The organism is Allorhizobium ampelinum S4 (assembly GCF_000016285.1).
Classification (GTDB): domain Bacteria; phylum Pseudomonadota; class Alphaproteobacteria; order Rhizobiales; family Rhizobiaceae; genus Allorhizobium; species Allorhizobium ampelinum.
Window position 1 is genome coordinate 520,036 of record NC_011988.1, and the last position, 26,065, is coordinate 546,100.

At 57.8% G+C, this 26,065-nt stretch carries 20 protein-coding genes; 13 read left to right on the plus strand and 7 right to left on the minus strand.

The genetic code is table 11. The features are described from left to right. Nucleotides 1-176: 176 nt before the first annotated feature. From AVI_RS19600 to AVI_RS19635, 8 genes are all read left to right on the plus strand, one after another. Nucleotides 177-881 (plus strand): MtnX-like HAD-IB family phosphatase, encoded by a 705-nt coding sequence (locus tag AVI_RS19600; RefSeq protein ID WP_012653873.1) that lies wholly within the window; start codon nt 177-179, stop codon nt 879-881. A 13-nt stretch (nt 882-894) separates the two neighbouring features. After that, nucleotides 895-2,307, plus strand: coding sequence for an aspartate aminotransferase family protein (locus tag AVI_RS19605; protein WP_012653874.1), 1,413 nt, complete (start codon nt 895-897; stop codon nt 2,305-2,307). Between the two features lie 4 nt (nt 2,308-2,311). Further along, on the plus strand, nt 2,312-3,265 hold the full coding sequence (locus tag AVI_RS19610; RefSeq protein ID WP_041698501.1) for an arginase family protein: 954 nt from the start codon (nt 2,312-2,314) through the stop codon (nt 3,263-3,265). Continuing rightward, complete coding sequence (locus AVI_RS19615) at nt 3,262-3,615, plus strand: DMT family transporter (RefSeq protein ID WP_012653876.1); 354 nt, start codon at nt 3,262-3,264, stop codon at nt 3,613-3,615. Before AVI_RS19610 ends, AVI_RS19615 begins: the two co-directional genes overlap by 4 nt. After that, nucleotides 3,612-4,493, plus strand: a complete 882-nt coding sequence (locus AVI_RS19620) for a fatty acid desaturase family protein (RefSeq protein WP_012653877.1) — start codon at nt 3,612-3,614, stop codon at nt 4,491-4,493. The genes AVI_RS19615 and AVI_RS19620 overlap by 4 nt, the downstream gene beginning before the upstream one ends. Beyond that, on the plus strand, nt 4,490-5,305 hold the full coding sequence (locus tag AVI_RS19625) for an alpha/beta hydrolase (protein WP_012653878.1): 816 nt from the start codon (nt 4,490-4,492) through the stop codon (nt 5,303-5,305). Before AVI_RS19620 ends, AVI_RS19625 begins: the two co-directional genes overlap by 4 nt. A 61-nt stretch (nt 5,306-5,366) precedes the next feature. Continuing rightward, nucleotides 5,367-6,515 carry a GNAT family N-acetyltransferase gene (locus AVI_RS19630; protein ID WP_012653879.1) on the plus strand — a complete coding sequence of 383 codons (1,149 nt, stop codon included), beginning with the start codon at nt 5,367-5,369 and terminating at the stop codon, nt 6,513-6,515. Further along, complete coding sequence (locus AVI_RS19635; protein WP_012653880.1) at nt 6,512-6,880, plus strand: EamA family transporter; 369 nt, start codon at nt 6,512-6,514, stop codon at nt 6,878-6,880. The genes AVI_RS19630 and AVI_RS19635 overlap by 4 nt, the downstream gene beginning before the upstream one ends. An 8-nt stretch (nt 6,881-6,888) precedes the next feature. Here AVI_RS19635 and AVI_RS19640 read toward each other — a convergent pair whose 3' ends face one another. The 4 genes from AVI_RS19640 to bcsN form a co-directional block, all read right to left on the minus strand. After that, nucleotides 6,889-7,719: a MipA/OmpV family protein gene (locus tag AVI_RS19640; protein WP_012653881.1), complete on the minus strand. Its 831-nt coding sequence runs from the start codon at nt 7,717-7,719 to the stop codon at nt 6,889-6,891. A 211-nt stretch (nt 7,720-7,930) separates the two neighbouring features. Beyond that, complete coding sequence (locus AVI_RS19645) at nt 7,931-10,285, minus strand: cellulose biosynthesis cyclic di-GMP-binding regulatory protein BcsB (protein WP_041698504.1); 2,355 nt, start codon at nt 10,283-10,285, stop codon at nt 7,931-7,933. Continuing rightward, the gene (gene bcsA, locus AVI_RS19650; protein WP_012653883.1) at nt 10,282-12,471 is read right to left on the minus strand and encodes a UDP-forming cellulose synthase catalytic subunit; all 2,190 of its coding nucleotides are present in this window, start codon (nt 12,469-12,471) and stop codon (nt 10,282-10,284) included. The genes AVI_RS19645 and bcsA overlap by 4 nt, the downstream gene beginning before the upstream one ends. 101 nt (nt 12,472-12,572) lie before the next feature. Continuing rightward, nucleotides 12,573-13,652 (minus strand): cellulose biosynthesis protein BcsN, encoded by a 1,080-nt coding sequence (gene bcsN, locus AVI_RS19655; RefSeq protein ID WP_012653884.1) that lies wholly within the window; start codon nt 13,650-13,652, stop codon nt 12,573-12,575. A gap of 163 nt (nt 13,653-13,815) precedes the next feature. On the opposite strand from bcsN, the gene AVI_RS19660 reads away from it, so the two are divergent. Beyond that, the gene (locus AVI_RS19660) at nt 13,816-16,098 is read left to right on the plus strand and encodes a tetratricopeptide repeat protein (RefSeq protein ID WP_012653885.1); all 2,283 of its coding nucleotides are present in this window, start codon (nt 13,816-13,818) and stop codon (nt 16,096-16,098) included. 120 nt (nt 16,099-16,218) lie between these two features. Here AVI_RS19660 and AVI_RS19665 read toward each other — a convergent pair whose 3' ends face one another. Continuing rightward, nucleotides 16,219-18,252 carry a GAF domain-containing protein gene (locus AVI_RS19665; RefSeq protein WP_012653886.1) on the minus strand — a complete coding sequence of 678 codons (2,034 nt, stop codon included), beginning with the start codon at nt 18,250-18,252 and terminating at the stop codon, nt 16,219-16,221. Nucleotides 18,253-18,621: 369 nt separating this feature from the next. On the opposite strand from AVI_RS19665, the gene AVI_RS19670 reads away from it, so the two are divergent. Both AVI_RS19670 and AVI_RS19675 read left to right on the plus strand, forming a co-directional pair. Then, nucleotides 18,622-19,728 (plus strand): PAS domain-containing protein, encoded by a 1,107-nt coding sequence (locus tag AVI_RS19670; protein WP_041698508.1) that lies wholly within the window; start codon nt 18,622-18,624, stop codon nt 19,726-19,728. A gap of 14 nt (nt 19,729-19,742) precedes the next feature. After that, the gene (locus AVI_RS19675) at nt 19,743-20,156 is read left to right on the plus strand and encodes a response regulator (RefSeq protein WP_041698511.1); all 414 of its coding nucleotides are present in this window, start codon (nt 19,743-19,745) and stop codon (nt 20,154-20,156) included. Between the two features lie 93 nt (nt 20,157-20,249). Here AVI_RS19675 and AVI_RS31180 read toward each other — a convergent pair whose 3' ends face one another. Both AVI_RS31180 and rsgA read right to left on the minus strand, forming a co-directional pair. Beyond that, nucleotides 20,250-20,414 (minus strand): hypothetical protein, encoded by a 165-nt coding sequence (locus tag AVI_RS31180; RefSeq protein ID WP_174082397.1) that lies wholly within the window; start codon nt 20,412-20,414, stop codon nt 20,250-20,252. 238 nt (nt 20,415-20,652) lie between these two features. Next, the gene (gene rsgA / locus AVI_RS19680; protein ID WP_139192521.1) at nt 20,653-21,678 is read right to left on the minus strand and encodes a ribosome small subunit-dependent GTPase A; all 1,026 of its coding nucleotides are present in this window, start codon (nt 21,676-21,678) and stop codon (nt 20,653-20,655) included. 454 nt (nt 21,679-22,132) lie between these two features. Here rsgA and AVI_RS19685 point away from each other — a divergent pair, with 454 nt between their 5' ends. Next, nucleotides 22,133-25,063, plus strand: coding sequence for a PAS domain-containing protein (locus AVI_RS19685; protein ID WP_041698911.1), 2,931 nt, complete (start codon nt 22,133-22,135; stop codon nt 25,061-25,063). A gap of 83 nt (nt 25,064-25,146) precedes the next feature. After that, the gene (locus AVI_RS19690) at nt 25,147-26,043 is read left to right on the plus strand and encodes an NAD-dependent epimerase/dehydratase family protein (RefSeq protein WP_085946643.1); all 897 of its coding nucleotides are present in this window, start codon (nt 25,147-25,149) and stop codon (nt 26,041-26,043) included. Nucleotides 26,044-26,065 lie beyond the last annotated feature (22 nt).

The window sequence follows — 26,065 nt, forward strand, 5'->3', positions numbered from 1 at the left end:
GGCAGGTTGCAGTCATAGGATGCAAATAAATGATTATAAAGTATAATTTTTAAGTCAACGAAGACACCCCAAGGCTGGTTGGCAAAAAAATCGACATTTAAGTTTCACTTCATTTTCGTCTAATCCAGCTTTCAGTTCGCGGTTCTAGGGTTCCTTCACAGATTGAAGGAACCACCATGCAAGCTTTCTGCGATTTTGACGGCACGATATCGAAACAGGACGTCACTGACCTCGTCCTGGAGCGGTTCGCCCTGCCTGAATGGACCGATATCGAACAACAATGGGAAGCGGGAGAAATCAACTCCGCTGAATGCATGCGGGCTCAGATCCGTCTGCTTCAGGCCTATCGGCATGAGATCGACCGGTTTCTCGGTGAGGTCGAAATCGACGCTGGCTTTCCTGAATTTCGTCGGTTCTGCCTCCAGAACCATATCCGCCTGACCATCGTCAGCGACGGTGTCGATTATTTCATTCGCCGTGTTCTTAGCCATCACGGCATCACCGATATCGAAGTGGTTGCCAACCGCATGCTGGAGCCCTCCTGCGGTAACCCGACGGTTTTCGACCTCGACCACCCCTTTGCCAGCCAAAACTGCGTCACCGGATCGGGTGTCTGCAAATGCAATGTCATCCGCTCCGGCGATGCGGATCACATTTATATCGGCGATGGCCGCTCGGATTTCTGCGTCTCCAGCCATGCCGCCAAGCTGATCTTCGCCAAATCCAAACTGGCGGTCCATTGCCAGGAAAACCGGATCCCCTTCATCGCTTACCGCGATTTCACCGATATCACAGCCGCACTCAAGACCTTGAAGACCAAGTCCCTGGCGATTGGGGCTGGTGCTGCTGTGACCACTGTTCCTGCATCAAAAATAGCTTAGGGAAAACAAGCATATGCGTGCAACGCTCAAGATTGCCGAACCGCCCGTCGTCTCGCCTTCAGAAGACGAGTTGAGAGAACTCGAAAACCTCTATTGTTCTCACGGCGACACCGTTCACTATACGGATAAGCCGAAATTCTTCGAAGGTTGTGAAGGCTCGTTCGTCTACGATGCCAGCCAGACGCCGTTTCTCGACCTGCAAATGTGGTATTCCGCCGTCAATTTCGGCTATCGCAACGAGCGGCTGAACAATGCGGCCCATCGGCAGCTCGATCAGCTTCCGCAGGTGGCATCCCAATATCTGCACCGCGAAAAAGTCGAACTGGCCGCACTGATTGCCCGCGATGCCGAGCAGAAGTTTGGCCATAAGGGCCGGGTGCATTTCAATGTCGGCGGCTCCCAGGCTGTCGAGGATTCGCTGAAGCTGGTGCGCAATTTCACCGGTGGCAAAAGCCTGATGTTCGCTTTCGAGGGCGGTTATCATGGCCGCACGCTCGGCGCGAGCGCGATTACCTCAAGCTATCGCTACCGTCGCCGGTACGGCCATTTCAGCGACCGTGCTCAGTTCATCGAGTTTCCCTATCACTTCCGCGGCCCGAAAGGCATGTCGAAGGAGGAATATGGTGAGGTCTGCGTACAGAAATTCGCCCGCCTGTTTGAAAGCGAATATAACGGTGTCTGGGATCCCAAGGCTGGTAAATCCGAATATGCCGCTTTCTATGTCGAGCCGATCCAGGGCACCGGCGGCTACGTCATTCCGCCGATGAATTTCTTCACCGGCTTGAAGAAAGTGCTTGATGACCACGGTATCCTGTTGGTCGTCGATGAAATCCAGATGGGCGTCTACCGCACCGGCAAGCTTTGGTCGATCGAGCATTTCGGCGTGTCGCCTGATGTTCTGGTATTCGGCAAGGCCATTACCAATGGTCTCAACCCGCTGTCCGGCATCTGGGCGCGCGAGGAAATGATCAATCCGACGATTTTCCCGCCCGGCTCGACCCATTCGACCTTCGCCAGCAATCCAATGGGCACCGCCGTTGCGCTGGAAACCATGAAAATGGTCGGCGAGGGTGATTTTGGCGCCAGCGTCATGGAAAAAGGCGCCCGCTTCCTGGATGGTCTGAAGGTTCTCGAAAAGCGTCATGCCATCGTCGGAGATGTCGATGGTCTCGGCCTCGCGCTCCGCATGGAAATCTGCAAGGAAGACGGGTTTACCCCCGACAAGGCAACACTCGACTGGATGTCGGACGAGGGCATGAAGGGCGATATGGTTGTTGATGGCAAGACCTATGGTCTGGTGCTCGATGTCGGCGGCTACCATAAGAACGTCATCACGCTGGCTCCCAACCTGATGATCAGCAACAGCGAAATCGATCTGGCCCTCACCCTGCTCGATCAGCTGCTGACCCGCGCTGCACGGAGATAGAGCCGTGCAACTCCTGCTTCTTCACCTCGATGACGCGCTGGAGTTGCAGCCTGAGTTCATGCGCACCTGCAAAATGGCAGGCGCGCATGAACTCAACGAACAGCAAAGCGGCAGGGCTGTGCGTCTCTGGGGGCGGCAAGCCGCGCTCGACACGCTGTGGCGCAAGATCAGCCAAGCGGGACGGCAGGGGTCTGCCGAGCCGCGCCTCTGCTTCATGGGGTCGGGCGATTTTCACCACGTCACATCACTGCTGATTGATCAGGCCTTGGAACGCCGCAGCGAGCGCGTGACGGTCATTCATATCGACAATCACCCGGACTGGGTGCATTTCGATGGCGGCATGCATTGTGGTTCCTGGGTCAACCGTACCCTTGCCAATCCGCAGGTCGATAAAGTCATCACCATCGGCGTCTGTAGCAATGATCTGGAGACGCCGGAGCGTAAGGGCGCAAATCTCGACCTGCTGACCAGCGGACGGCTGGAGCTTTACCCGTACGCACATCCGCCTAGCCGGGTGAAGGCCAGTTACGGTTCCGGGCAATCCTACAGGCAGCATGCCCGTGACCTTTATTGGCAAACCATCGCCGAAATCGGCGAGATGAATTTCATCGACCGGTTGCTGGCCAGCATTCAGACCGACTGCGTCTACATCACTCTGGACAAGGATGTTCTGGTTCAGGGCGATGCGGTGACCAATTGGGACCAGGGGCAAATGCAGATGCCCTATGTCCTATCGATCATCAGCGCGATTGGTGAGCGCTATCGGATTATCGGCGCTGATGTGACGGGGGATTATTCCCGTCCAGACTATAGCGGCACTCTCTGGACCCGGTTTTTGAAAAAGGGCGAGATCCTGATCGATCAACCCCGCCATACATGTCCCAGTCCGCAGATCTGCACCATCAACAGTTCCGCCAATCTCGCGCTGCTGGATGTGTTCGGGGAGCAGATGCGATGAAACAAGGGCTTGATCTGTCGATGTTGGCGCTGATCCTGTTCTGCATCCTGACGGAGACAGGCCGTGAGATCTGCTTCAAAAAAGGGGCAGGCGCGGGCGATGCCAGACAGATGGTGCTACGGCCTGTCGTCTGGGCCGGGATCTGCTTCTGGCTGATCGAACTGCTGGCCTGGAGCCGGGTGCTGGCCAGTGTTTCGCTGTCCGTCGCCTTTCCGATCATGGCGATGAGCTATGCCACCATCACGATTGCCGGTGCGGTGATCTTCAAGGAATCCATCAACCTTCGCCATGCCGTCGGGGTCGCGCTTGTGACTGCCGGTGTGGTCTGTGTCGGAGCAACAGGACTATGAAACTCTTTGCCTATTCGAAATGGGATAGTGTGTCTGTCGCAGCAGCATTGCTGCATCTGGCCTTCAATATCTATCTGATCGCCGGGTTCGAGAGCCGGCCGCTGTGGCTCTCCTTCGTGCTTGCCTGTATTTATGCGCTGTCGATTTCCTGGAACATCAATAGCATTTCCCATAACTTCATCCACACGCCTTATTTCAAGCCGCGCTGGATGAATTATGCCTTCAGCCTGCTGGAATCGATCACCATTGGCTTTTCTCAGACCTATTATCACTGGGTCCATATGCGCCACCATTCCGGCAATAGCGACCGGCCGGATGAGAGCGGCAAGACCGTCGATCTGCTGTCGATCTACAAGCATGGCAAGAATGGCGAGCCGGAAAATGTGTTTTCCTACACCTTTCTGAGCTTCTTCCGGGATGATCTGGGCGAAATCCATCGGGCTATCGCTGCCAAGCGGCCATTTGAAGCCAAGTGGGGGCGGATCGAACTGATCGCCTTCATTGTCGTCGCGCTGGCGGCCCTGGCCTATGACTGGAAGGCGACGCTGTTCCTCGTGCCCTTCTATTATCTCGGCAATTGCCTGTCGTCTCTCAATGGTTACTACGAGCATCTGCACGGCGACCCGGACGAGCCGATTGCCTGGGGCGTCAGCAGTTACAAGAGCTTCTACAACTGGCTGTGGTTCGGCAATGGCTATCACGCCGAACATCATTACCGGCCCAAAACCCACTGGACGCAATTGCCGCTGCTGCATGACCGGATCAAGGATGAGCAGGAAAAGGCCGGAACCCATGTGATCAGCACCTGCCACGCGCTCGGCTTCATTGCCAAGGAGAACCTGGCCAAAGAGACCTTGTCGGGGGAGGGTACCCGATGAGCACCGATGCGCTTTCCTTTTATCAGGAAGGAAGCAATGGCAGCGGCATCCTCCTTGTTCACGGTCTGACAGGGGCGCCTGCGGAAATGCGGCTGGTCGCCCGGCAATTGCACCGGCGCGGATATTCGGTCTATGCCCCGCTGCTGGCAGGGCATGGAAAGGACGAAGCGGCTTTGCGCAAGACGCGCTGGCAGGATTGGCTTGAGAGCGTCGAGGAAGCCGGGCAGGTTCTGGCCTCACGGGTCGACGCAGCCTTCGCCGCTGGTATCTGCGCCGGTGGAAAGCTGGCGCTGATGGCGGCGGATCGCCAGCCGCTGACCCTGCGTGCGGCGGCCATCTATTCGCCCTGTTTTCATTACGATGGCTGGGACATTCCCCGCCATTACAATTTCATGGCCCGCAATATCCGCTGGCTGGCGAAGATCCCCTTCCTGGACCGGCTAAGGTTTCACGAAACCCGCTCGCTCGGCATCAAGGACGACCGGCTGCGCAACAAGATTGCCGCCATGAGTGGCGACGGCGTGTTGGAGAGCTTCCCCGGCAAGGGATTGGTGGAAATGGACAAGCTTGGGCGGGTGCTGAAAGCCCGGCTGCCGTCTATGCAGACCCCGACGCTGATCGTTCATTCGCTTGAGGATGATGTCAGCAGCCCAAGCCATGCCCAATATATCTCGTCGCATCTTGGCGGGCCGCGCGAACTGCATTGGCTGCGGGACAGCTATCACATGATCCATATGGACCGGCAGCATCGGCACGTCGCCGATCTGACAGCGGATTTTTTCGAGGCTCATTATGTACCGAACCGAGCTTAACATGCCCGAAAACAGAGCGGTGAAATCTTCGGCCTCAGACGATGTCACGCAGAAGCGTGTCATGCTTGATGTGGTGCGCAGTTCGGATACTCGCATAACAAGCTCCATTGCCGATATCGATCGTGACGATTGGGACCAGTGCTTTCCGGGCGAGCCGGAAGCCTATGATTACCTGCTGACCGTCGAAACCGCTGGGATATCGGGTTTCGAATGGTGTTACGCCACGGTCTATGAAGGCGGTTATCTTGTCGCGGCCATGCCGGCCTTCATCACCCGCTATGCTTTGGACACCACGCTCGAGGCGGGCAGCGTCCGCGACGTGATCGGCAGGCTGCGCCGTATCTTCCCGAAATTATTGACCTTGCCGCTCGCCTGCCTGGGCTCGCCTTGCACGGAGACCGGCAATCTCGGTTTTCACCCCTCGGTCAGACCGGATCGCCATGAAATGCTGTTTCAGGCGATGTTGAGCTGTTTTGAGGATTACGCCCGGACACGCAAATGTGTGCTAGGTGCGCTGAAGGATATTCCACAGCCGGTGGATGCCGGGATTGACCGCGTGATCAAGGACCATGGCTATGCGCCGCTGGGCGGCATGCCGACTGCCTGGCTTGCCATCGATTTTGCCGATATGGATAGTTATTTCGCCCGGCTGTCGGCGTCCACGCGTAAGGACATGCGGCGCAAATTGCGGGCGCGCGAAAAGGTCAGGGTCGAATATCACACGCAATTCGGTGACCATCTGCCACGGATCATGCAGCTTTATAACGAGACGCGCACGCGTAGCGAATGGCAGTTCGAGGAGCTGACACCGGCCTATTTCGAAGGCATCCTGAAGACTATGCCCGGCCGGTCTTTCTGCACTCTTTATTTTGTCGGGGACGAGCTGTTGGCAGCCAACCTGATGGTTCATAACGATCATACGCTGATCGACAAGTTTTTCTGCATGGATGAAAAGGCAGGCCGTCCCTACAATCTCTATTATCTCAGCTGGTTTGAGAATATCGGCTATTGCCTGAACAACGGATTGACGCGTTATCAAAGCGGCCAAGCCTATTATACCAACAAGGTGCGGCTGGGCAGCAGGCTAACGCCGAACGAAATGTATTTCCGCCACCGCAATCCCGTCGTTCAACGTCTGTTGCGCCTGGTCGCGCCCTATTTTGCCGCAGATGAAGCGAGCGGAGTTCAGCTGAGTGAGGACGAAGCATGAAACTGCTTCGCCTGTCATGGCTGGCCGTGCCGGTACTTAACACGGCCCAGCAGATGTTTTTGAAACTTGGCGCAGATCAAGCCGATACCGCGCATGGATCGGCGTTTTTCGAACATGTCTTCCTGTCGCACTGGTTTCTTGCCGCAGTCGTCGCGGAAATCGTCTGTTTTATCGTCTGGATGTCGGTGCTGGCCGATCTGCCGCTCAGCAAGGCCTTCCCCTTGTCTGCTGTCAGCTATGTGCTGATCATGGCGATGGCCTGGTTCATCTTTGATGAACCGGTCACGCTCCTGACGCTGATCGGCACGGCGACAATTCTGGCTGGCGCCTGGTGCATCGCGACGGCGTCGAAGTCTGGGACCTGAGGCTGCGTTCAGAATGAAATATCGAAGGATTTGTTGAAGGCAATTCCAACAGTGTTCTGGTTTCTGGTCCCGAGCTCTGAGGTAACAGGAGAATCTGCGGCATCGCCCACCAGCCGCTCGAAGCGATTATAGAGTTGCACCGACATATCTGGCGAAATCGTATAAGTGGCCGAGACGGTAAAGCCCACGGATTTGATCCCGGCGCTCGCATCGAAAGCATCGATGCGGCCATTGCGGCTGGCCTCGGTGGCAGAGACGCCGAAATATTTGTTCATATAGGATGTGTCACCAAAGGTGGCCCTCGGCCCGGCGGACAGCAGCCATTTTTCCGAAAGCGGCTGAAACCAGTCCGAGCCGATATCCACCACCAATCCACTGCCATTTGACAGCGCCTGACGGATTTCCGAGCGGACACGCCAGACATCCGGCTTGATCCAGTATTGGACGAAGACACCGGCATCGATATCAAATTCGACGTTTTTCAGCCCGTCGAGATTGGTCGATTTGGAGGAGCGGCTGTCACGAAAGCCAACGACCGGCCCCACTTCAAGCCCATGCCCACTGAACACCGTATAATCCAGATTATCATCAGGTGCTGAATTTTCCTCGGGCTCTCCGAACCGACGGATATCGAAGGAGGGAATGACCCCGAACGTATATTGCTTGGAACCGGGATAGCTGGGCGCCAGTTCGACCGCGCCTCCAAGCGTGACTGTCCAGCGGTTGTCCGTATCGGCACTCGTGTCGGCGGCGTGACTGCTACAGGCAGAAAACAGCATGCCTGACAGACAGCCGACAACCACAGCAGCTTTAGGATTTGCGATGCGAGACAAAACCATCCGTCCAGAAATGCCCTCTGTCGAACAGCAGCGGCAAAGTTACAGGTCGGTAATTTTATTGAACTGTCAGACCGCCCCGGTCAAGGACATTACGATATCCGCACCGATTCCCCCGTGCTTCCTCAAGCCAAGGTGGATTTGAAGTTACAGTTCTGCTGGTTGAATACCATGTTACGGCGAGAATGGTTTTTTCAGCCAATCCCAGAAAGGCTTACCTCTTGTCTGAGCCGTGGCCGCGCCCCAGCAGCGCCATCAACGCATTCGTGGCAAGCCCCAGCAGGATGGCGCACAGGACGAGCCCGCCCGCATAGATCACGAAATTGCCGGAGAGCCAGTTTGCCGCGACCAATCGCATGTTGCTGATGCTCAAGGGCTGCATCGACAACAGGCTGACACTGGTCGGCTCATTGACGACGATCTCCTGTTTTCTCGCATCATAAACGCTGACGCGGCCCGAGATCGCGGTCCAATTGCGAAGATCGGCGATATCGACCGTGCCGGTTTGTAACAATGCGCGATCAGGTGCGCTGAATGTCGTCAGGATGGCACCGTCGGCATCGACGGATTGGGAAAGAAATGCACTGGATGCCTGGGGCAATGTATAGGCGGCCTCGGCACTTGGCCACAGGCTGACGGTCGCCAGATTGAGATCGAAGGTTTCTTTCATCCAGGTGTCGACGCTGGAAAAAAATTCCATGACCGTGCCGGAATCGATTTTGTCGCGCCAGGATTTGAGCTTTACGTCGGTGCTGAGATCGCCATCTCCGGCACCCTTGGTTTGCAGCTGCACATTGGTAAATGCCTGGGGTGGAAGGTCCGGTGCGGCTCCGATGAAAATCGCATTGCGACCGGAAAAGCGTGGGGGGGATGACGCCATTTCGAGGGCAAGGGTTTGCCGGGCCGATGCGGCAAATTTGCCAAGCACGGTTGCGGCGGCTGCCAGTGTCACATCGTCATTGCGGCCTAAAACAACCATTGTCGGGGTTTTTGCCGCAGCAAAGGGAAAGCCGAGACCCGCTGTCGCAGCGAGATCGGGAGCCTGGGTCAGATGCGCGATCGGTGGCATGACGAATTGCGAAGAGCCGAACAAGGCAAACCGCGCCGTTTTATCCGCTGTCTCACCAGGTGCGCAGACACTGTCCTCCTGGGTCATCATCACGGCTTCCAGCCCGATGACATTCACGCCCGGATGAAAATGGCGCAGGGTAACGCGGATCGGATAGTGTCGGAGAACCGCGCCTCCTTTGGACGTGATCGGAACGGTGGTCGCCAGATGACCATTGACCGATACCACGATCTGGCTACCCGGCAAGACCTTGCTCGAATAGGCGGCGTCTAGCAATATGGTCGCGGTCCCATAATGGTTGGCATAGAAATCGGCTGGCATGCCCACCGTGAAATCCGTGAAAAAGCGGCGACCTGAAAATTCCTGGTCGGGAAGACCGAGCGCGGCAAAGGACAGCGCCCCGGCCTTGTCCAGAATAGGCGTATCGACACCGCGCCAGGCCGAGGTTTTCAACATCCGCCGCTCGCCGTCTTGGGCAAACTGGACAAAGTTATCGGCAATCGCCCTGATGTCGCGCCAATCCGGGCCGCTGAAGGCGAGGACCGACATTCCTGGGCGGCCCGGAAGCGCCATGAAGCCAGCCATCGTGCCGTTCAGCTTTCTGGTATCCGCGTTTACGGCATTGTTGATGCCGATCAGGCCCGCCATTTGCGATGTGGTGGCCGCCACGACCACAAGCTCCCCGGGCGCCGGTCGTGCGGGCATGGTTCTCGTGAAGCTGAAGGAGCCATTGGCAACGCCGCTCAGCAGTGACAGGCCTTGGGCCAACTGGAGCAAAGCGGGAGTGGCGGATGGCTGTTCGAAATCCGGAGAAACGATGGTGAAATGGCTGCGGCCTTTTTCATCGACACCAAGTGCGCGCACATCGTCGAGACGTTTCATGCCGTTGGCGTTAGGGTCCGCAAATGTCAGATAGGTTTTTGATGCATCCACTTCCGTCCACAATTCATAGGTGGATTGGATGGTGCAGTCGGTGCGGTGCCTTTGCTCCGCGGCAAAACTGATCCGGTTAAAGCCCGGAACAAGAACGCCTCGCGGCACGGAAATCGTATTTTGCTGCGCAGACTGGCCGCCTCTGATCGGCAGGTTTAGAACCGGCGTGTCATTGATGGTGATAAGAATGTTGGAGGCTTCCGGCGCAACCACCAGCGCGTTGCTATAGCTCAGCACCAGCTTTGCCTCGGCTGAGGCTTGTTCCGGTGTCAGATAAATCGACATCGCCTGCCGGGCCAGTTCGCCTTGCAGCTTGAGAACCGGTGTTGTCAGCAGGTAACGGCGTGACAGGCTCTCGCTTTGCTGTTGTGCCGGGCGGTTGGACAGGGGAATGCCGGGGATCGGCATAGTCGGGACGGGGACAGGTGCCTTGGTCGCGGGCAGGCCGGGTATCGGCGCGCCCGGCATTGTATTGCTTTCGGGGCTCATGTCGAAAGGCGCCATCTGGGCAAGTGCTGACCCAGCGCCGGCCAAAAGCATCAAAATCAGGGCAAAAGCTGTTTTCACTGTTCGCCCTCCTGCTTCGCGTCGTTTTTGGCTTTCGAAGAAAGCAGCAGGAGCAGATAATGCAGGCCACGCAATGTCTGTGTGAGAGACAGGCGCAGGAACATCCAGGCTCCTCCTAAAAGGCCAGGATTGCGACGCCGCGACTGTTGAAACAGGCTCCACTGCTGGGCATTGGCAAAGATCAGATCGGCGATGAATTCATGATGGCGCACGGTTTCCGGGAGATAGCGGCAGCCGATTGAGACGATGTCGCCATTAAACTGAAAATGACGGATATTGACAGGCAGTTCGGCCCATTGGTTTGTGCCATGCGGTTGAAACGTCACGGCGGCCAAAGTGTCCCGCTTGAAGATTTCGCGGTCACGGGTAAAAATTTGCAGGCTGGCACCGTTGACCGACACATCGTCGATCATCGCCGGATAGGTTTTTCCACCCACGGAAAACTCGCAGCGCCGGCTGACCTGCACACGACGCGACGACTGTCGCTCTCCCCGCTCCGAGACGACGCCCAGTGCGCATCCGGCCATGATCAGATTGACCAGGTTCCAGCCACCGACCACCAGTGTCACGTCAAACCGATAGGGATCGCTGTAGAGCCTGTAGACCGTCACCGCAAAAGCAAGCAGCAGGATGAAGAAAATCAGGAAAAACGGCCGGCTGATTTCCGACAGGCGGCTTTCCGTCACGCTTTCATCCTTGGCGGTGACCTTGAAGGTCGGTCGCCGTGGGTCCCACATCACCGAGAGGATAGCCGGCAGCAGATGTATCGATTGCACATATTCGTAAAGCTCCGAAATCCATGGCCAGCGGAAGGAACCATAGAGGTAGTTTTGAACCATCAGGTTCACGAGCATGTAGGACAGGGTATAGGCCATGAACTCACCACCCGAGCCCATGAAAATCTGTAGATCGAAAAACAGGTAGAACAGCGGTGCCATCAGGAAGATTGCCCGGGGAAAGGGAAACAGCCAGAACATTGTCGATGACATGTAGCAAAGCCGCTGCGGCAGGGTCAGGCCGCGCTTGAGTGGTGGAAAACGGAACAGCATGATCTGCATCATGCCCTGCGCCCAGCGGCTGCGCTGGCCGATAAAACTGGCAAAGGTGGCCGGTTGCAGGCCAGCGATTAGCGGCATATCGACAAAAATGCTGTTCCAGCCGCGCGAATGCAGTTCAAGCGCGGTTTCGCAATCCTCGGTGATGGAAAGGCCGCTGAAGCCTTTGGTTTCAAGCAGGGCTTCGCGGCGCAGAACGGCAGCCGATCCGCAGAAAAAGGCCGCGTTCCATTTGTCGAGGCCGCGCTGGATAATGCCGTAGAACATTTCGTTCTCGCTCGGCATCTTGTTGAATGTATTGAGGTTCCGCTCAACCGGATCAGGGTTGATGAAGAAATGCGGTGTCTGGACTAGGAAAAGACGCGGGTCTTCCCCGAAATAGCCGACGGTTTCCTTGAGAAAGCTGCGGGCCGGAGCGTGATCTGCGTCGAAGACGGCGACCAGCTCTCCGCTGGAGTGATCGAGACCGTTGTTGAGATTGCCAGCCTTTGCATGTTCGTTGCGTTCTCGGGTCAGATAGCGCACGCCAAGCTGGCTACAGAGCGCCTGGAGCGCCTGGTGACGTTGTTCGGCGAATTTTGCTGCCAGCAGGTCGGTGGATTGACGCTTCTGCTCCGTTGAACCGTCGTCCAGCAGCCAAACAGTGAATCTGTCCGTGGGATAATCGAGATTGCGGGCCGCAGCCAGCGTATTGGCCAGCAAGGCTTCGTCTTCGTTATAGCTTGGCACGAAGATGTCGACGATCGGCAGTTCTTCAGCGGCAAGCGTGCGAAAAGGCTTGCGCGGCGGCAGTGGCATGGACACCACGAACAGGCTGAGAAAAAGCATCAGAACGCTGTACATCTCGGCCAGATAGACAAGCAGGCCGGGGATGAAATTTTCAAGCTGGTTGACCGGCGGCAAGGTACTGCTGGTGCGCCAATAGACATAACGCAGCACAATGGCCGTCGAGAGCGACAGAAAAACAATGCGGCCGCGGCCTTCGATCCGCATCATTCTCATCACCGAAACGATGATAAGAATGATGAATGTTGTCACCAGCTGTGTCCGGGTGTCGATGGGCAAAAATGTCAGGGCCAGCATCGCCGCCGCGCAGATCAGCCAGAGCAGGAAGCGGACCAAAAACACCATTGTCTAATCCTCGAAATCCCGGTCAAAGGGGACGCGTTGCGGCCACCGCGATGCAGCGGATTTTTCGCTTATGGCCACCAAGCTCATGGGCGCCATCCAGTTCATGGGCATTGTCCAGCTTGGGTTGCCCCAGATTGGGCCGAGCCAGATTGGGCCGAGTTTGCGCCAATGCATGCGGGCGATGGCACGACAGAACCGGGTCTTGCGGTCTGTGCGGACGGGCTTGTCGCGCCCGATCGGGCGGGCGACGGTACTGTTCCATGGGAGGCGCCGATCTGGCCGGGTGACGGAACGATCGTGCCTTGCGCACCCGCCGGTAATGGCCGTGGATTGGATGTCACCGAACCAGGAGCAGTAGACTGTGATGTCGCCGCGTTCGTCTGGGCCGGACGCGCGGCGCGGGGCTCGGTGGGATGTTGAGCCGGAGTGACAGCTAAGGCCGCCGGGACTGGCAGAATGGGGGTTGCCGGAGGATAGATCGGTGCGCTGCTACCGCCCAGGCGGGTGTCGAGCGGGGGAGGGCCGCCGTAAGGGTTCCAGCCGGGACTGTCGACGGTGCCAGCAAGGGTAAATCCATACATCAGCGATAGAAGCTGCTGTTCGCTTGCCAGCCTGTCGCAAAGCCGCATGCGGATCTGAACGGTTCCGCCATCGACGAAGGGGCCACGCTGGCCCTGCCGGGCGCGCAATTGCTGCCAGGCATAAAGGCAGAGGTCGTTGCCGCTGGAGCGGCCCACCGCATAGCCGAAAGGCCCAAAATCATTCTGCACCACGTAGGATGCGCGGGTCATGGCGAGGCCCGGCAGGGTGCCGCGCATTTCCGAATTGATCCGGGCGTCGGTCAATGAGGCCGAGGAGAGGGCATTATCGCCGTAGCGATTGGGATTTTCCGTTCCGTAAAACCGCACCTGCACGACATTTTGTCCCGGAACCGTCGAATTGGTCGACAGGGCAATTTCCTGCTGCACCGCATTGCTGAAGCGCTTTTGCGTGACGCCGACGATGGAAAAGTCGCCCGGCGGTGGTAAAAGCATGGCCTGGTCTGCGGAGAGCGCCCGCGTTTCGTCGTTCAGCCGCACCGGATTGCCGGCACAGGCGGACAAAAGGGCCACAAGAATAAGAGCGGGCGAGCAGACTATGCCCCGCACCAGTCCCGCTAGAATCGGTCGGTCTAGAATCATAGCCTCGTCATACGCCAGAAACTGCACTGACGAAATTTAAAACCTTTCAAAGTGCAAGACTTCCCTCCCGATCCGATCAAAATAAACCATTTCTTTACCCTAACAGTTAAAAGTCAGATCTTATTGGCTTTGCATTTCGGCCGATAATGCGGACGGAGTTCTCATGCGTACATCACTCATAGCGCTTATAGCGATTGCGGCCGGAGCCGTGGGTGCCGTGGGCGTTCTTCCGGGCCATGAGGATCTCGCGACGGTTTCGAAAAATTCGCAGGCCTCCGGCCAGGATGTCCGTGAGGGCGAGGAGGCTGGCGAGCAGGTGCCGTCTGGAAAATCCGAGCGTCTGCCAGCACCCCGGGCCATGCCCGTGCAACTGCTGGCAGAGGCGGGCACGCCCGACCCGTCAGCACCCACCCGACCCAGTTCGCCGCTTGTCCCTGTTGCCGGGGAACAGTCTGCCGCACCGGTAAAGCCTACCGAGGGTGGAGGGTCTGGAGAAACCAGCCGCCCATCGGTTGATGCCAGCCGCCCCTCGGTCGATGAAAGTGCGTTGCGTTATTTTGCCGCCCGTGGTGATACGGTTCGGTTGCAGGCTGAGATTTCTCGCCTGCGCATGCTTTATCCCGGCTGGCAGCCGCCGGAAAATCCAATGTCCATCGCAACCGGGGTCGATAGCTTCGTCCAGTCGCTCTGGCAGACCTATGCGGACGGGCGTTATGATGAGGTGCGCAAAGCCATTGCCGGACGCCAGCAGAGTGAACCCGGTTGGATGCCACCGGAGGAATTGCTGGGAAGTCTGAGGCTTGCCGAAGCCCGCCAAAGCCTGGTCAAGGCATCCGATGACAAGCGTTATGACAGTGTTATCTCACTGGCGTCAGGGGCGCCGGAACTGCTGACCTGTACGGAGGTCGATGTTTTATGGCGTGTTGCCGAGGCTTTCGCCAGGACGAGCAAGCCGGAACGCGCCCGCGATGTCTATACCTATGTGCTGAAAACCTGCCGGACCCCACAATTGCGGCTGGCATCCATGCAGAAGGCAAGCACTCTGTTGCAGCCCGCTCTGCTCGAAGATTTGTTGAAGCTCGAACAGCCCAGTGCTGACGGGCAACCGGAATTCGACGGCATTCGTGACGATATTGCCCGCCAGATCGTGGCGCGCGCCGGACAGGATGCCGGGATTGCCGTGCAGGGCGTTGAGCTGGAGCGGTTGGAAAAGGCTGCCGAACGCGAAGGAAAAGCCAGCGATGCCCTGCTGCTCGGCTGGTATCATTACCGCCGCAACGACATGGCCACCGCGAAAGAGTGGTTTGACCGCTCCTACGCAAAAGAACCAAATGCCTCGGCGGCTCAAGGGTTGGCCCTGACGCAGGTGGCGCTTGGCACACCGGGCGAAGCGGAAAAGACCATGTTCCGCTTTTACGGCACCGATCAGCAGGCGAGGGCTGTCTATCTTTCGGCGGTTGCCGCATTGCTGTCGCAGGATCCGCCAAAGGTCATCGACAATGGCGTGCTGTCCCGCATGGCGCCAGTCGTTATCGCAGCCCGCAATTCGGCGGCAGCCGAGCAGTTCGGCTGGTATGCGCGCGCGTTGCAACAGATGTCGACGGCGGCGGACTGGTTTCGGCTGGTTTTGTCCTGGGATGCCACCTATGAACCTGCGGCCTATGGTCTGGCCCTGTCCCTCGACACTTTGGGCGACAAGACCGGCGTGGCGCAGATCAAGGCCAAATGGGCCGGCCAGTCCGACCGGATCGTCGCAGTCGGTGAAGTCAGGTCTTCCAAAGACAGGCTTGCGGTAAAACAAGCGGTGCGGTCTGCCGACCGATCGGCTGTTGCCGAGACGGGAAGCTCCGCGTCCGGGATTGTCAGCCAGACACGCTCAAGACCGACCATGGTTGGCTTGCAGCAAGAAACCGGAACCAGGCGCTCTGGCTGCTCATCAACCCTTCCTGCCGGGCAATTGTCGCCGTCAGAGGCTTTGATGCGCGGCTGGTGCCTGATGGATCTCAAGCGTCCGATGGAGGCGGTCGAGGCGTTCGACAGGGCATTCAGCGGCGGTGACCTGCCGCTTCGCCAGGATGCCGCCTATGGCAAGAGCCTGGCGCTTTTGCGGTTGAAGTTGACCGATAAAGCTGCCGCTGCCGCCGCGTCCGTGCCGCTTGGCAAGGAACGGGCGCGTGAGCTGCAATTGGCAATTCTGGCTGATCGCGCTGTGGGCGCGTTCCAGCTTGGCCGTGCCCGTGAGGCGCTGATTGCGCTCGACCAGCGCGCGCGCCTGATGCCGGAACCGCAGGATCTGCTTTTGCTGCGGGGCTATGCCTATCAGAAGCTCGGTTATGTCGGCGAGGCGCGCCAGATCTTCCAGACACTATCAGATGTCGGCAATACATCCGCTCTCAAGGCCTTGGCCGATATCCGCGCCAATGATCCCGGCGAACCGCATGGCTGATAGAATGACTGGATTCTTTCAGCGTCTTGGGGATTGGGATGCCTGAGAATCTGTTCCGCTTCCGCTGAAAAGGCAAACGAAAGCAAGAGCCTCTCGGGTTCAATCTGAACCTGACAAACTCTAGTCTCCGGTTTCCTGGATTGTGGTGAGCGGTGCATGGAACGTTGCCGTCAGGCCGGACGGGCGATAGTCCTTATGGGCATTGCCTGTTCCAGCCAGTCCCATGCGGATCAGGCGTGAGCCGAAGCCTTTGCGGGTCGGTTCGCTCACGGTCGGTCCACCGCTTTCCGTCCATGTCATCGACAGGGTCGGAATGGCGTCGTTGTCGGCGATCCACCATTTGACGGAAACGCGGCCGCTAGCGTTGGAAAGCGCACCATATTTGAGGGCATTGGTCGCCAGTTCATGCAGCAGCAAAGATAGCGACAGACCGGCCTTCGGGCCAAGCGCCAGATCGGGACCATCCACGTAAATACGGTCGCCGTCGGCATGCAAGGCCAGCACTTTCTCGATCACATCGCGCATTTTCGCCGCCGACCAGTTTTGCCGCAGAAGAACGTCATGGGCGGCGCCCAGGGCATGCAGACGGGCCAGGAAGGCGTTGACGGCTTCCTTTTCCGAGACGTCCTTCAATGTCTGCCCGGCAATGGCCTGGACCATGGCCAGCGTATTTTTCAGCCGGTGGCTCAGTTCGTGGTTGAGAAGTTCCTGTTCTTCCTCGGCCTGAACCTTGGCAAGGGCTGCATAGGTTCTGTCGGCAATGCCGCGCGTAAAGTCCAGTTCATCCTGGCTCCATGTCCGGGGCTTGTCGTCATGGGCAAAGAGAATACCGACCAGGTTTCCGCCTTTGAGGATCGGTACCTTGATGAGCGACGAAACCCCGATGGAGGCATAGGCATCCTTTTCTGTGGTCGGCCATTTGCTTGAGGCGACGTTGGGGATCGACAATGTCTCTCCCTTGCGCAGGTGCTCAATCGTTTCTGAAAATCTCTCGAGAGAATGGCGCCCCGCCAGTGAGACCGTGCCATGGGATGCCCAGTCGAAGGCGACCGCAAAGCTATTGTCGGTCCGATCCACCACGGCATAGCCTGCGCGGGCAACGCCAAGACCGTCCGACAGGATGGCGGCGGCGCTTTGGGTGATCTCTTCCACAGTGCTGGCGGCGCGAAGTTCGTCTCCCAGCTTTAACAGTGCAGCCTTTTTCGCTTCTTTCAGCTTGGCATCGGTGGTGTCGAAGACCACGCCGACCATGCGGGTGATCTCGCCTTTTTCGTTGTGAACGAAGCGCGCCCGCCGCGAAATCCAGCGCAATTCATCATCGTCGGCGCGGATGATCCGATAATCCACGTCAGGGCTGGCCGAACCCTCTCGCCGTGTGACCGGGTTTGAGCGCAGGCCACGATCGTCCTCATGCACCAGATCCTCAATCGCCGAAGCCGGATAGGACGTCTGCACGGGAATGCCGAAGACCCGACAGAATTCGCTGGAAACCGTCATGGTATTGGTAGCGATGTCCAATTCGAACGTGCCGACCCGGCCGGCCGCCTGGGCGCTTCGCGAGCGCTCGTCCTGTTGTTCCATGGCCGTGACGCGTGCCAGCCTGCGCTCGCTCAATCGGCGCTGTACCTCCGCCTCACGCGCTTTTTCCTTCAGCGCCTTGCGTAATTCCAGCTGCACCATCACCTGTCGGGCAAGAACCTTCAACGTGTCCTGTTGAAGCTCATCCAGCTGCTTGGGTTCGAAACCCAGCACGCAGACGGTGCCGATGGGTAAATTATCAGCGGTTTTCAGGACGGCTCCGGCATAAAACCGCAGATGGGGTTCGCCGGTGACCAGCGGATTGCGATTGAACCGGCTGTCTTGACTTGCATCCGGTATCATCAGGAAATCGTCTTCCAGAATAGCCTTGGCGCAGAAGGAACTGTCGAACGGTGTCTCGCGCACGCCAAGACCGACTTCCGCCTTGAAGAATTGCCTGCTGTCATCGATCAGATTGACGACGGCGATCGGCGTCGCGCAGATCCGCGAGGCGAGGGCGGCAATATCGTCAAAATCCTTCTCGCGCGGCGTGTCAAGCACGTCATAGGCCCTGAGTGCCTCAAGGCGCCGTCTCTCCCGCTGCTCGGCCTGGTCGTCGTTTAATGATTGGCGCATGAATCTTGTTCTGTCGTGCCGGTTCAAACTCTGGACCGGGCGGGATTTGCCGAGAGGGTTGCATTTTTTAAAGTGAAGATGCGCTCGCACCTTCGTTACCGAGAAATTCTTGTCCATTCCATCCGGGGGGACAAAGCAGGATGTGAATATGCGGAGAGGGTAAACTTTCCATGACGTTTGCCCGCTGGGCTGGAGATTCACTGGTTTATAAGGGCATTATCTGGGCATTTTTTATAGAATTTGCAAGATTGGAAATGCAGGTCCTTTTGCGGTGCTTTCTGCGATGTCAGAACATCAATTTTATTTTTAACAGATGGAACATATAGGATTTCTTCTCGTTTCGCGTTCCTAACGACAACAGGAAGTTTTATGACCGACAGCTCAGCTAGACGCGGTGCCGAGGCCGCCGGGCGCAGACTTCTGGCAGAGCATGCATCGGAAGATCCATTTGCCGCCGCCTTCAAGGCGACCCGCATGCCGATGATCATTACCGATCCCAGGCAGGCCGACAATCCGATCATCTTTGCCAATAATGCCTTTTGCGAGCTGACGGGCTATGCTTCCGACGATCTGATCGGCAAAAATTGCCGCTTCCTGCAAGGCCCTGACAGCGACCCGAAAGCTGTGTTGCAGATCCGCAAGGCGATAGAGGCCGAGCGGGACGTATCGGTCAATATTTTGAACTACCGTAAGGACGGCACGACGTTCTGGAATGCATTGTTCATCAGCCCAGTGCGCGATATCCAGGGCGAAGTGATTTATTTCTTTGCCTCGCAACTCGATTTTACCGATGTCAAAAGCAAGGAAGTGCAGCTGGCCTCGGCAAAATCGCAGGCGGAAGCAGCGGTCGCCCAGCGTACGCAGGATCTTGTCGATGCTCTGGAGGCAAAAACCACGCTCGTCCATGAGGTCGATCACCGCGTCAAGAACAATCTCCTGACGATTGCCTCTATCGTCAAGTTGCAGGCGCGGATGACCAGGGACGATACGGTGCGCCATACCTTGCGCTCTGTGCTTAATCGCGTCGAAGCGCTGAGCACGGTACAGAGAAAGCTGTTTACCTCGAGCGATGTCGGGCGTTTCGATGTGGCGGATTTTGCCCGCGAACTGGTGATTGACATTGTCAACGCGCTGAAACGGGGCGATATCAATATCACCATGGATCTTTCCCCGGTCTTTGTTCCCGCCGTGAAAGCGTCGCCACTGGCGCTGATTGTCAATGAGCTGATTGGGGATGCGGTGCGCCGCGGCCTGAGCGATGGCGGCGGCGAAATCCACCTGACCGTTAACCGGCCAAACGGTCATTTCGTGATTGAAGTGCGCGATACCGCTGATCCGGTGCCGGTCAATAGCGAGGATGACGACTTCGGGCGCCTGATGCTGGAAACCTGCATTCGCCAGGTTGATGCCAAACTTGAACGCAAGACTGAGGGCCGCCAGACCATCGTGCGGGTCACCCTGATGGTTGATAGCTGATCTGGAGCATAAAATTGGACATCATGATCGTCGAAGACGAGACCCTGCTTGCGCTTGAACTTGAAGCGGAAGTGGAGGCAGCTGGCCACACTGTCGTCGGACAGGCGATGAGCCGTGCTGAGGCTATTGAAATCATCGACCGGGAAAAACCGGACTTCGCCTTTGTCGACGTTCATCTTCTCGATGGGCCAACCGGGATCGAGGTTGGGCGGCATCTGACTGAGCGGGGTATTCCCTATGTTTTCGTCACGGGCAATCTTCGGCGGATACCGCCGGATTTCGTCGGTGCGGTGGGTGCTATTGAAAAGCCCTATACCATGAATGGCTTGCAGAACGCCCTGGATTATATCGGCAAGCGGCTGCGGGGCGAGGCTAACGTGCAGGCCCCGCCAAGCCTGGTGGTGGCGCCGGAGACCCAGCACGGTTGAGGGCATCGACCTCAAATCCGCGTCGCGGGCTTGAGGTCGTCAGGCCAAATGCCAATGTCATAATGCCAGCGTCGTGGTGACACCTGGCTGGTATCAGACGCTGACGCGACGGCCTTCCTTATCGGCATTCTTGCGGTCGGCGCCGTGTTTTTCGATAATGGTGCGGGCATCCTCGACCGATATCCGGTGCTTCTTGGCAAAGGAAACAGGCTCGTAAGGCTGTTGCGCGGTCGTTTCGTTGGTTTTCTTCTCAGCCATGATGGGTGTCCGATCTTGCTTGCTCCGGCGCAATGCCAGAGTGTGGGTTGAAATCTGTGACATTCTGAAGAGGGAGAATGTGGGCGTCTGGACCGAGAGACCGGCAGTGTGGCGGTCATGGTCGGTATTTTACCCCGATGGGCTGTATATGGCGATGAATGTCGCGAACTTCAATGTTGAGATGCGTCTAAGCGGGCCAATAGAGCATTTTTGCATGTCCCGGTACCGCGGAAATGGCTTATTTTCCTTTGCGCGGGATTTTATTGCCACGTGGCCCGGTTGTCACCGGCGTCCTCTTGCGGCTTTCCGTTAGAAGGATACGCCAGCGCTCCAGGCGTTCAGGTGCCAGTTCGCCCTTGGCAATGGCCGCCTGCACGGCGCAGCCGGGCTCATGGGCATGGGTGCAGTCGCGAAAACGGCATTGCGGCGCAAGTTCGGTAATTTCGCTGAACAAGGTATCGAGCCCATCCGTCACGTCGCTGACATAGAGCGTGCGAATTCCCGGCGTGTCGATGACCCAGCCGCCACCGCTGATGGCATGCAGAGATCGCGCCGTCGTTGTATGACGTCCCTTGGCATCGTGCTCGCGGATGCCGCCAGTTTTCTGGGGCAGGCCCGTTTCCGAACCGGCTCCCGTCTCCAAACCCGCCAAAGTGTTGACCAGCGTCGATTTTCCAACCCCCGACGAGCCGACAAGGGCGACTGTCTCGCCGATGCCGCACCAGGGCGCAAGCGCTGCTGCGGCATCCGGGGCGCGGGCATTGACCGTGACCACGGGCAGGTCGCGTTGCAGGCCTGCTGCCTCATCAACGAACCTTTGAGCATCGTCAACCGTATCGGCCTTGGTCAAAACCAGGACCGGATTGGCGCCGGACTGGTTGGCCATGACCAGATAGCGCTCCAGCCGGGCCGGATTGAAATCTGCATTGCAGGACGTGACGATAAACAGCGTATCGACATTGGCAGCGGCAAGCTGTTGGCCGTTGCGGCCTTCCGTGCGCCGCTGCAAGACGGTTTTACGCTCCAGCCGGCGGACAAATTCCCCGGTTACCGGATTGGCAAGCACCCAGTCTCCCACCGCGAAATCGGCTGTATTGCTGTGGTGAGGCAGTCCGAGATCACCGTGTCCGTCAGCATGGATCGCTTCAACCCGCGCGCGGTGAACGGAGGCGATACGCCAGGGCGTCAGTGCCGATTCATCCTGGCCGATCTGGTCTGCAAAAAACTCCGACCAGCCGAGCGTTGCAAGCAAGGGGGCGGTCAAAATGCGATACCGCAGCGGGCTGGAGCGATCATCTTGCTTGCTTTCTATCAACGAGTGCCGGGCTATCAACGTTGTCTGAAGACTACATAAGGCGATGTCGGACGCGGGGGAAGAGCAAAAAAATGCCTGAAAATTCTAAGGCAAAAATTCCCCGAAACCGAAGCGAATTTTGCGGTAAAATACCATGGCTGACAGCGAAATTTCCTCCTCCTTTACGACAGGTGAGAAAAGCCTGAACAGGTGGGACGACATTGATTGACAGAGGTAGTTTAGCATGTCACGAAATCCTATGATCAGTCGCCCCCTGCGTAACGTTTCGCTCACCCCCGAACTCGAGGGTTTCATTCATGCCAGCCTTGCGTGCGGCGACTATGCCAACGCAAACGACATGGTGTGCGCAGCCCTTAACGGGCTGCGCAACGCGGGCTTGCCCACCGGCAGGCAAGATCTCGGCATGCAAGACGTGGAATGGCCAAAAGGTGGCGGCAATTGCGGCGATCTGATCCGGGGGCGGGATTGGCGCAATTCCAGCCTCGGGGCGGTTTGTCAATGGTCGGGAGAATTGCGGGGGACGGTCGCCAATGTGGTCAATTCACCGGTTGCGACTGTATTGATGTGGGGAAAAGACCACATCATGATTTATAACGATGCCTATAGTGTCATTGCTGCGGATCGCCACCCGATAGCGCTCGGCATGCCTGTTGCCACCGCCTTCCCGGAAGTCTGGGATTGGAACCGTGGTATTCTGGAAGCCGGTTTCAGGGGCGAAACGGTGGTGTATCGGGATCAGCCGATTGTGCTGAATCGCCGGTCGGGACCGGAAAGACTGTTTCTCGATCTTTTCTATACTCCGGTGTACGATGCCGACGCCAAGGTCGGTGGCGTGATGTGTACGATTGTCGATAACAGCGCGCGTCTGTCGGTAGAGAGGCGGCTGGCTGAGCGCGAGGCGGAGTTGAGGCGGGTTACGGATGCCGTGCCCATGTTGATTTCCTATGTCGACCGGGATCACATCTATCGTTTCGTCAATGCCACCTATCAAGACTGGTTCGGTATTGCGCCTGAACGGGTGGTTGGGCGTCATGTGCGCGAACTGCTTGGCGATTTGTCCTATACCAACCGCCGCTCCTCTATTGAACGTGGCCTTGCGGGTGAAAGCTTCACCTCGGAAGCGACAATTATTCGCAACGGCGCGGAGCATCGGCTGGAAATCCGCTATATCCCGCATGTCGAGGCGGATGGTTCGATCCCGGGGGTTCATATCCTGTGCATCGATATGCAGGAGCATGCGAGACGCGAAGCGGCCCTGATTATCAGCAATCGCCGGTTTCGCACCGCCATGGACGCTGTCCATGGGGTATTGTGGACCAATGGCCGTGACGGTCGAATGGAGGGAGAACAGGCCGGCTGGTCGGCGCTGACCGGCCAGACCATGGCCGAATACCAGGGCTATGGCTGGTCCGATGCCGTCCATCCGGACGATGTTACCGCCACCATTGGCGCCTGGCGGGCGGCGGTCGACAGTAAAACCATGTTTATCCATGAGCACCGTGTCCGACGGGCCGATGGCGTCTGGCGCCAGTTTGCCATCCGGGCGCTGCCGCTTCTGGACAATGCGGGTGAAATCATCGAATGGGTCGGCGTTCACACCGATATTACCCACCAGCGGGCCGCTGAAGCGACCTTGCGTCAGCAGGCCGAGACCCTGGCGCGGCAGGTGCGCTACCGCGAACTGGCGGAAGAGCAGTTGCGCCATCTGAATGAGACGCTGGAAGCCCGCGTCGTCGCGGAAATTGGCGAACGGCGCCAGGCCGAAGCCAAGCTGGCGCAGGCGCAGAAAATGGAAACGGTCGGCAAGCTGACCGGCGGTGTCGCCCATGATTTCAACAACCTGTTGCAGGTGATTTCCGGCAATCTTCAATTGTTGTCGAAAGATGTGGCGGGCAATGAACGCGCCGAAACCCGAGTTTCCAATGCCATGGCCGGTGTGTCGCGCGGCTCAAAGCTTGCCAGCCAATTGCTGGCCTTTGGCCGGCGCCAGGCGCTGGAACCGAAGGTCGTCAATATCAGCCGCTTCATCCAGGCGATGGATGACATGCTGCGGCGCGCCGTTGGTGAGGCCATCAAGCTGGAAACGGTGTTTCCAGGGGAGTTGTGGAATACCTTCATCGATCCGGCACAGATCGAAAATGCCCTTCTCAATCTGGCCATCAATGCCCGCGATGCCATGGATGGGGTCGGAATGCTGACCATCGAGCTTGCCAATGTGCATCTGGATGACGCTTACGCCATGACCCATGACGAGGTCTCTGCCGGTCAATATGTCATGCTGGCCGTCAGCGATACCGGGTCAGGGATCGCGCCTGAGATCATCGACAAGGTGTTCGAACCGTTTTTCTCCACCAAGGCGGAAGGCAAGGGCTCCGGCCTTGGCCTGTCTATGGTCTATGGCTTTGTCAAACAGTCCGGCGGCCATGTGAAAATCTATTCGGAAATTGGCCAGGGAACAACGATCCGGCTCTATCTGCCGCGCGCCATGCAGGCCGAGGACGTGGAAATTGCCGTGGATACCGGGCCGATCACCGGCGGCAGCGAGACTGTGCTGGTGGTGGAGGACGACGAGGCTGTTCGAGAAACGGTCGTGGCGCTCTTGGCCGATCTCGGCTACCGGGTGTTGAAGGCAGTGGATGCCAGCAGTGCGCTAAGCGTGATCGAAAGCGGTATCCCCATCGACATCCTGTTTACCGATGTCATCATGCCGGGTACCCTAAAAAGCCCGGAACTGGCCCGCAAGGCCCGCGAGCGCCTGCCCAATATCGCCGTGCTGTTCACGTCAGGCTATACCGAAAATTCCATTGTGCATGGCGGCAAGCTGGATGCAGGCGTCGAACTTTTGTCCAAGCCCTATACGAAAGAGGCGCTGGCACGGAAATTCCGGCATGTTCTGGCCAATCAGCGTCAGCGCTTAACAGGCAGGATCGCCGATCCGAAACCGGCTGTGGCTGCACCTGATATAACGTCGCCACTGACCGTTCTTCTGGTTGAAGATGACGCGCTGATCCGGATGGATACCGCGGAAATTCTTCAGGATGCCGGTTTTGTGGTGATCGATGTCGGTAGCGCAGAACAGGCGATGGCCGCGCTTGAAACCCTGGCCATCGATGTGCTGGTGACGGATGTCAACCTTCCGGGCATGTCGGGGCGGGATCTTGCAGCAAGAACAAGGCAGATCCGGCCAGCGGCGGGCATTGTCTTTGCCACGGGTGATGCGTCTTGCGTGCGCGATGAAGCGGATGCTCGCGTGCTCACCAAGCCCTATGGGGCCGACCAACTGGTCTCCACGGTTCGTCTGGCCTGCATTGCCGCACCGGCGACGAGCGCATAAACGTGGGCTCCAAAAACGCGTGGAGGTCGCGGTGTGGACACATCTGTGTGGGACACATCCGCCTCGGAAAATAAGGGAGAGAGATTATGAACAAGCGTATCGTCTTTACGGGCGGCACCGGCAAGGCTGGACGCCATGCCGTTCCGCATCTGCAAGCCAAGGGATATTCGATCCTCAACCTTGATCTGAAGCCGCTCGACTGCCCTGGCGTCAATACGCTGATCACTGATATCACCGATAGCGGCCAGGTGTTCAACGCGCTGACGACGCATTTCGGTTTTGATGGATATGATCACGGCGCCCCGCCTTCGGCGCCCGACGCCGTCGTGCATTTCGCTGCCATTCCCCGGGTGATGATCGAGCCTGACAATTCCACCTTTTCGGCCAATGTCGTCGGCACCTATAATGTCATCGAGGCGGCCATGAAGCTTGGGGTGCGCAAGGTGATCATCGCTTCGAGCGAAACCACCTATGGCGTCTGTTTTGCCGAAGGCGACAAGGAGTTCCATAGTTTTCCGCTTGAAGAAGACTATGACAGCGACCCGATGGACAGCTACGGTCTGTCCAAGGTGGTCAATGAAAAGACCGCCCGGGCCTTTGCCATGCGCTACAAGGCCGATATCTATGCGCTGCGGATTGGCAATGTGATCGAGCCGCATGACTATGCCAATTTCCCTGGCTATCTCGATAACCCCATGTCGCGCAAGCGCAATGCCTGGAGCTATATCGACGCCCGCGACCTCGGCGAAATCGTCCATTTGTGCATCGAAAAGGACGGCCTCGGTTTCCAGGTGTTCAATGCCGTCAACGACACGATCACCGCCGATCTGCCGACCCGTGAATTTCTTGCCAAATATTGCCCCGACACGCCGGTTCTACGGGAGATGGGTGAGAATGAGGCACCAATTTCCAACCGGAAGGCCCGCCAGGTGCTTGGTTTTAAGGAAGAGCATCCCTGGCGCAAATATGTGACGCGCTGACAGTCTATCCAATAATCGCCGC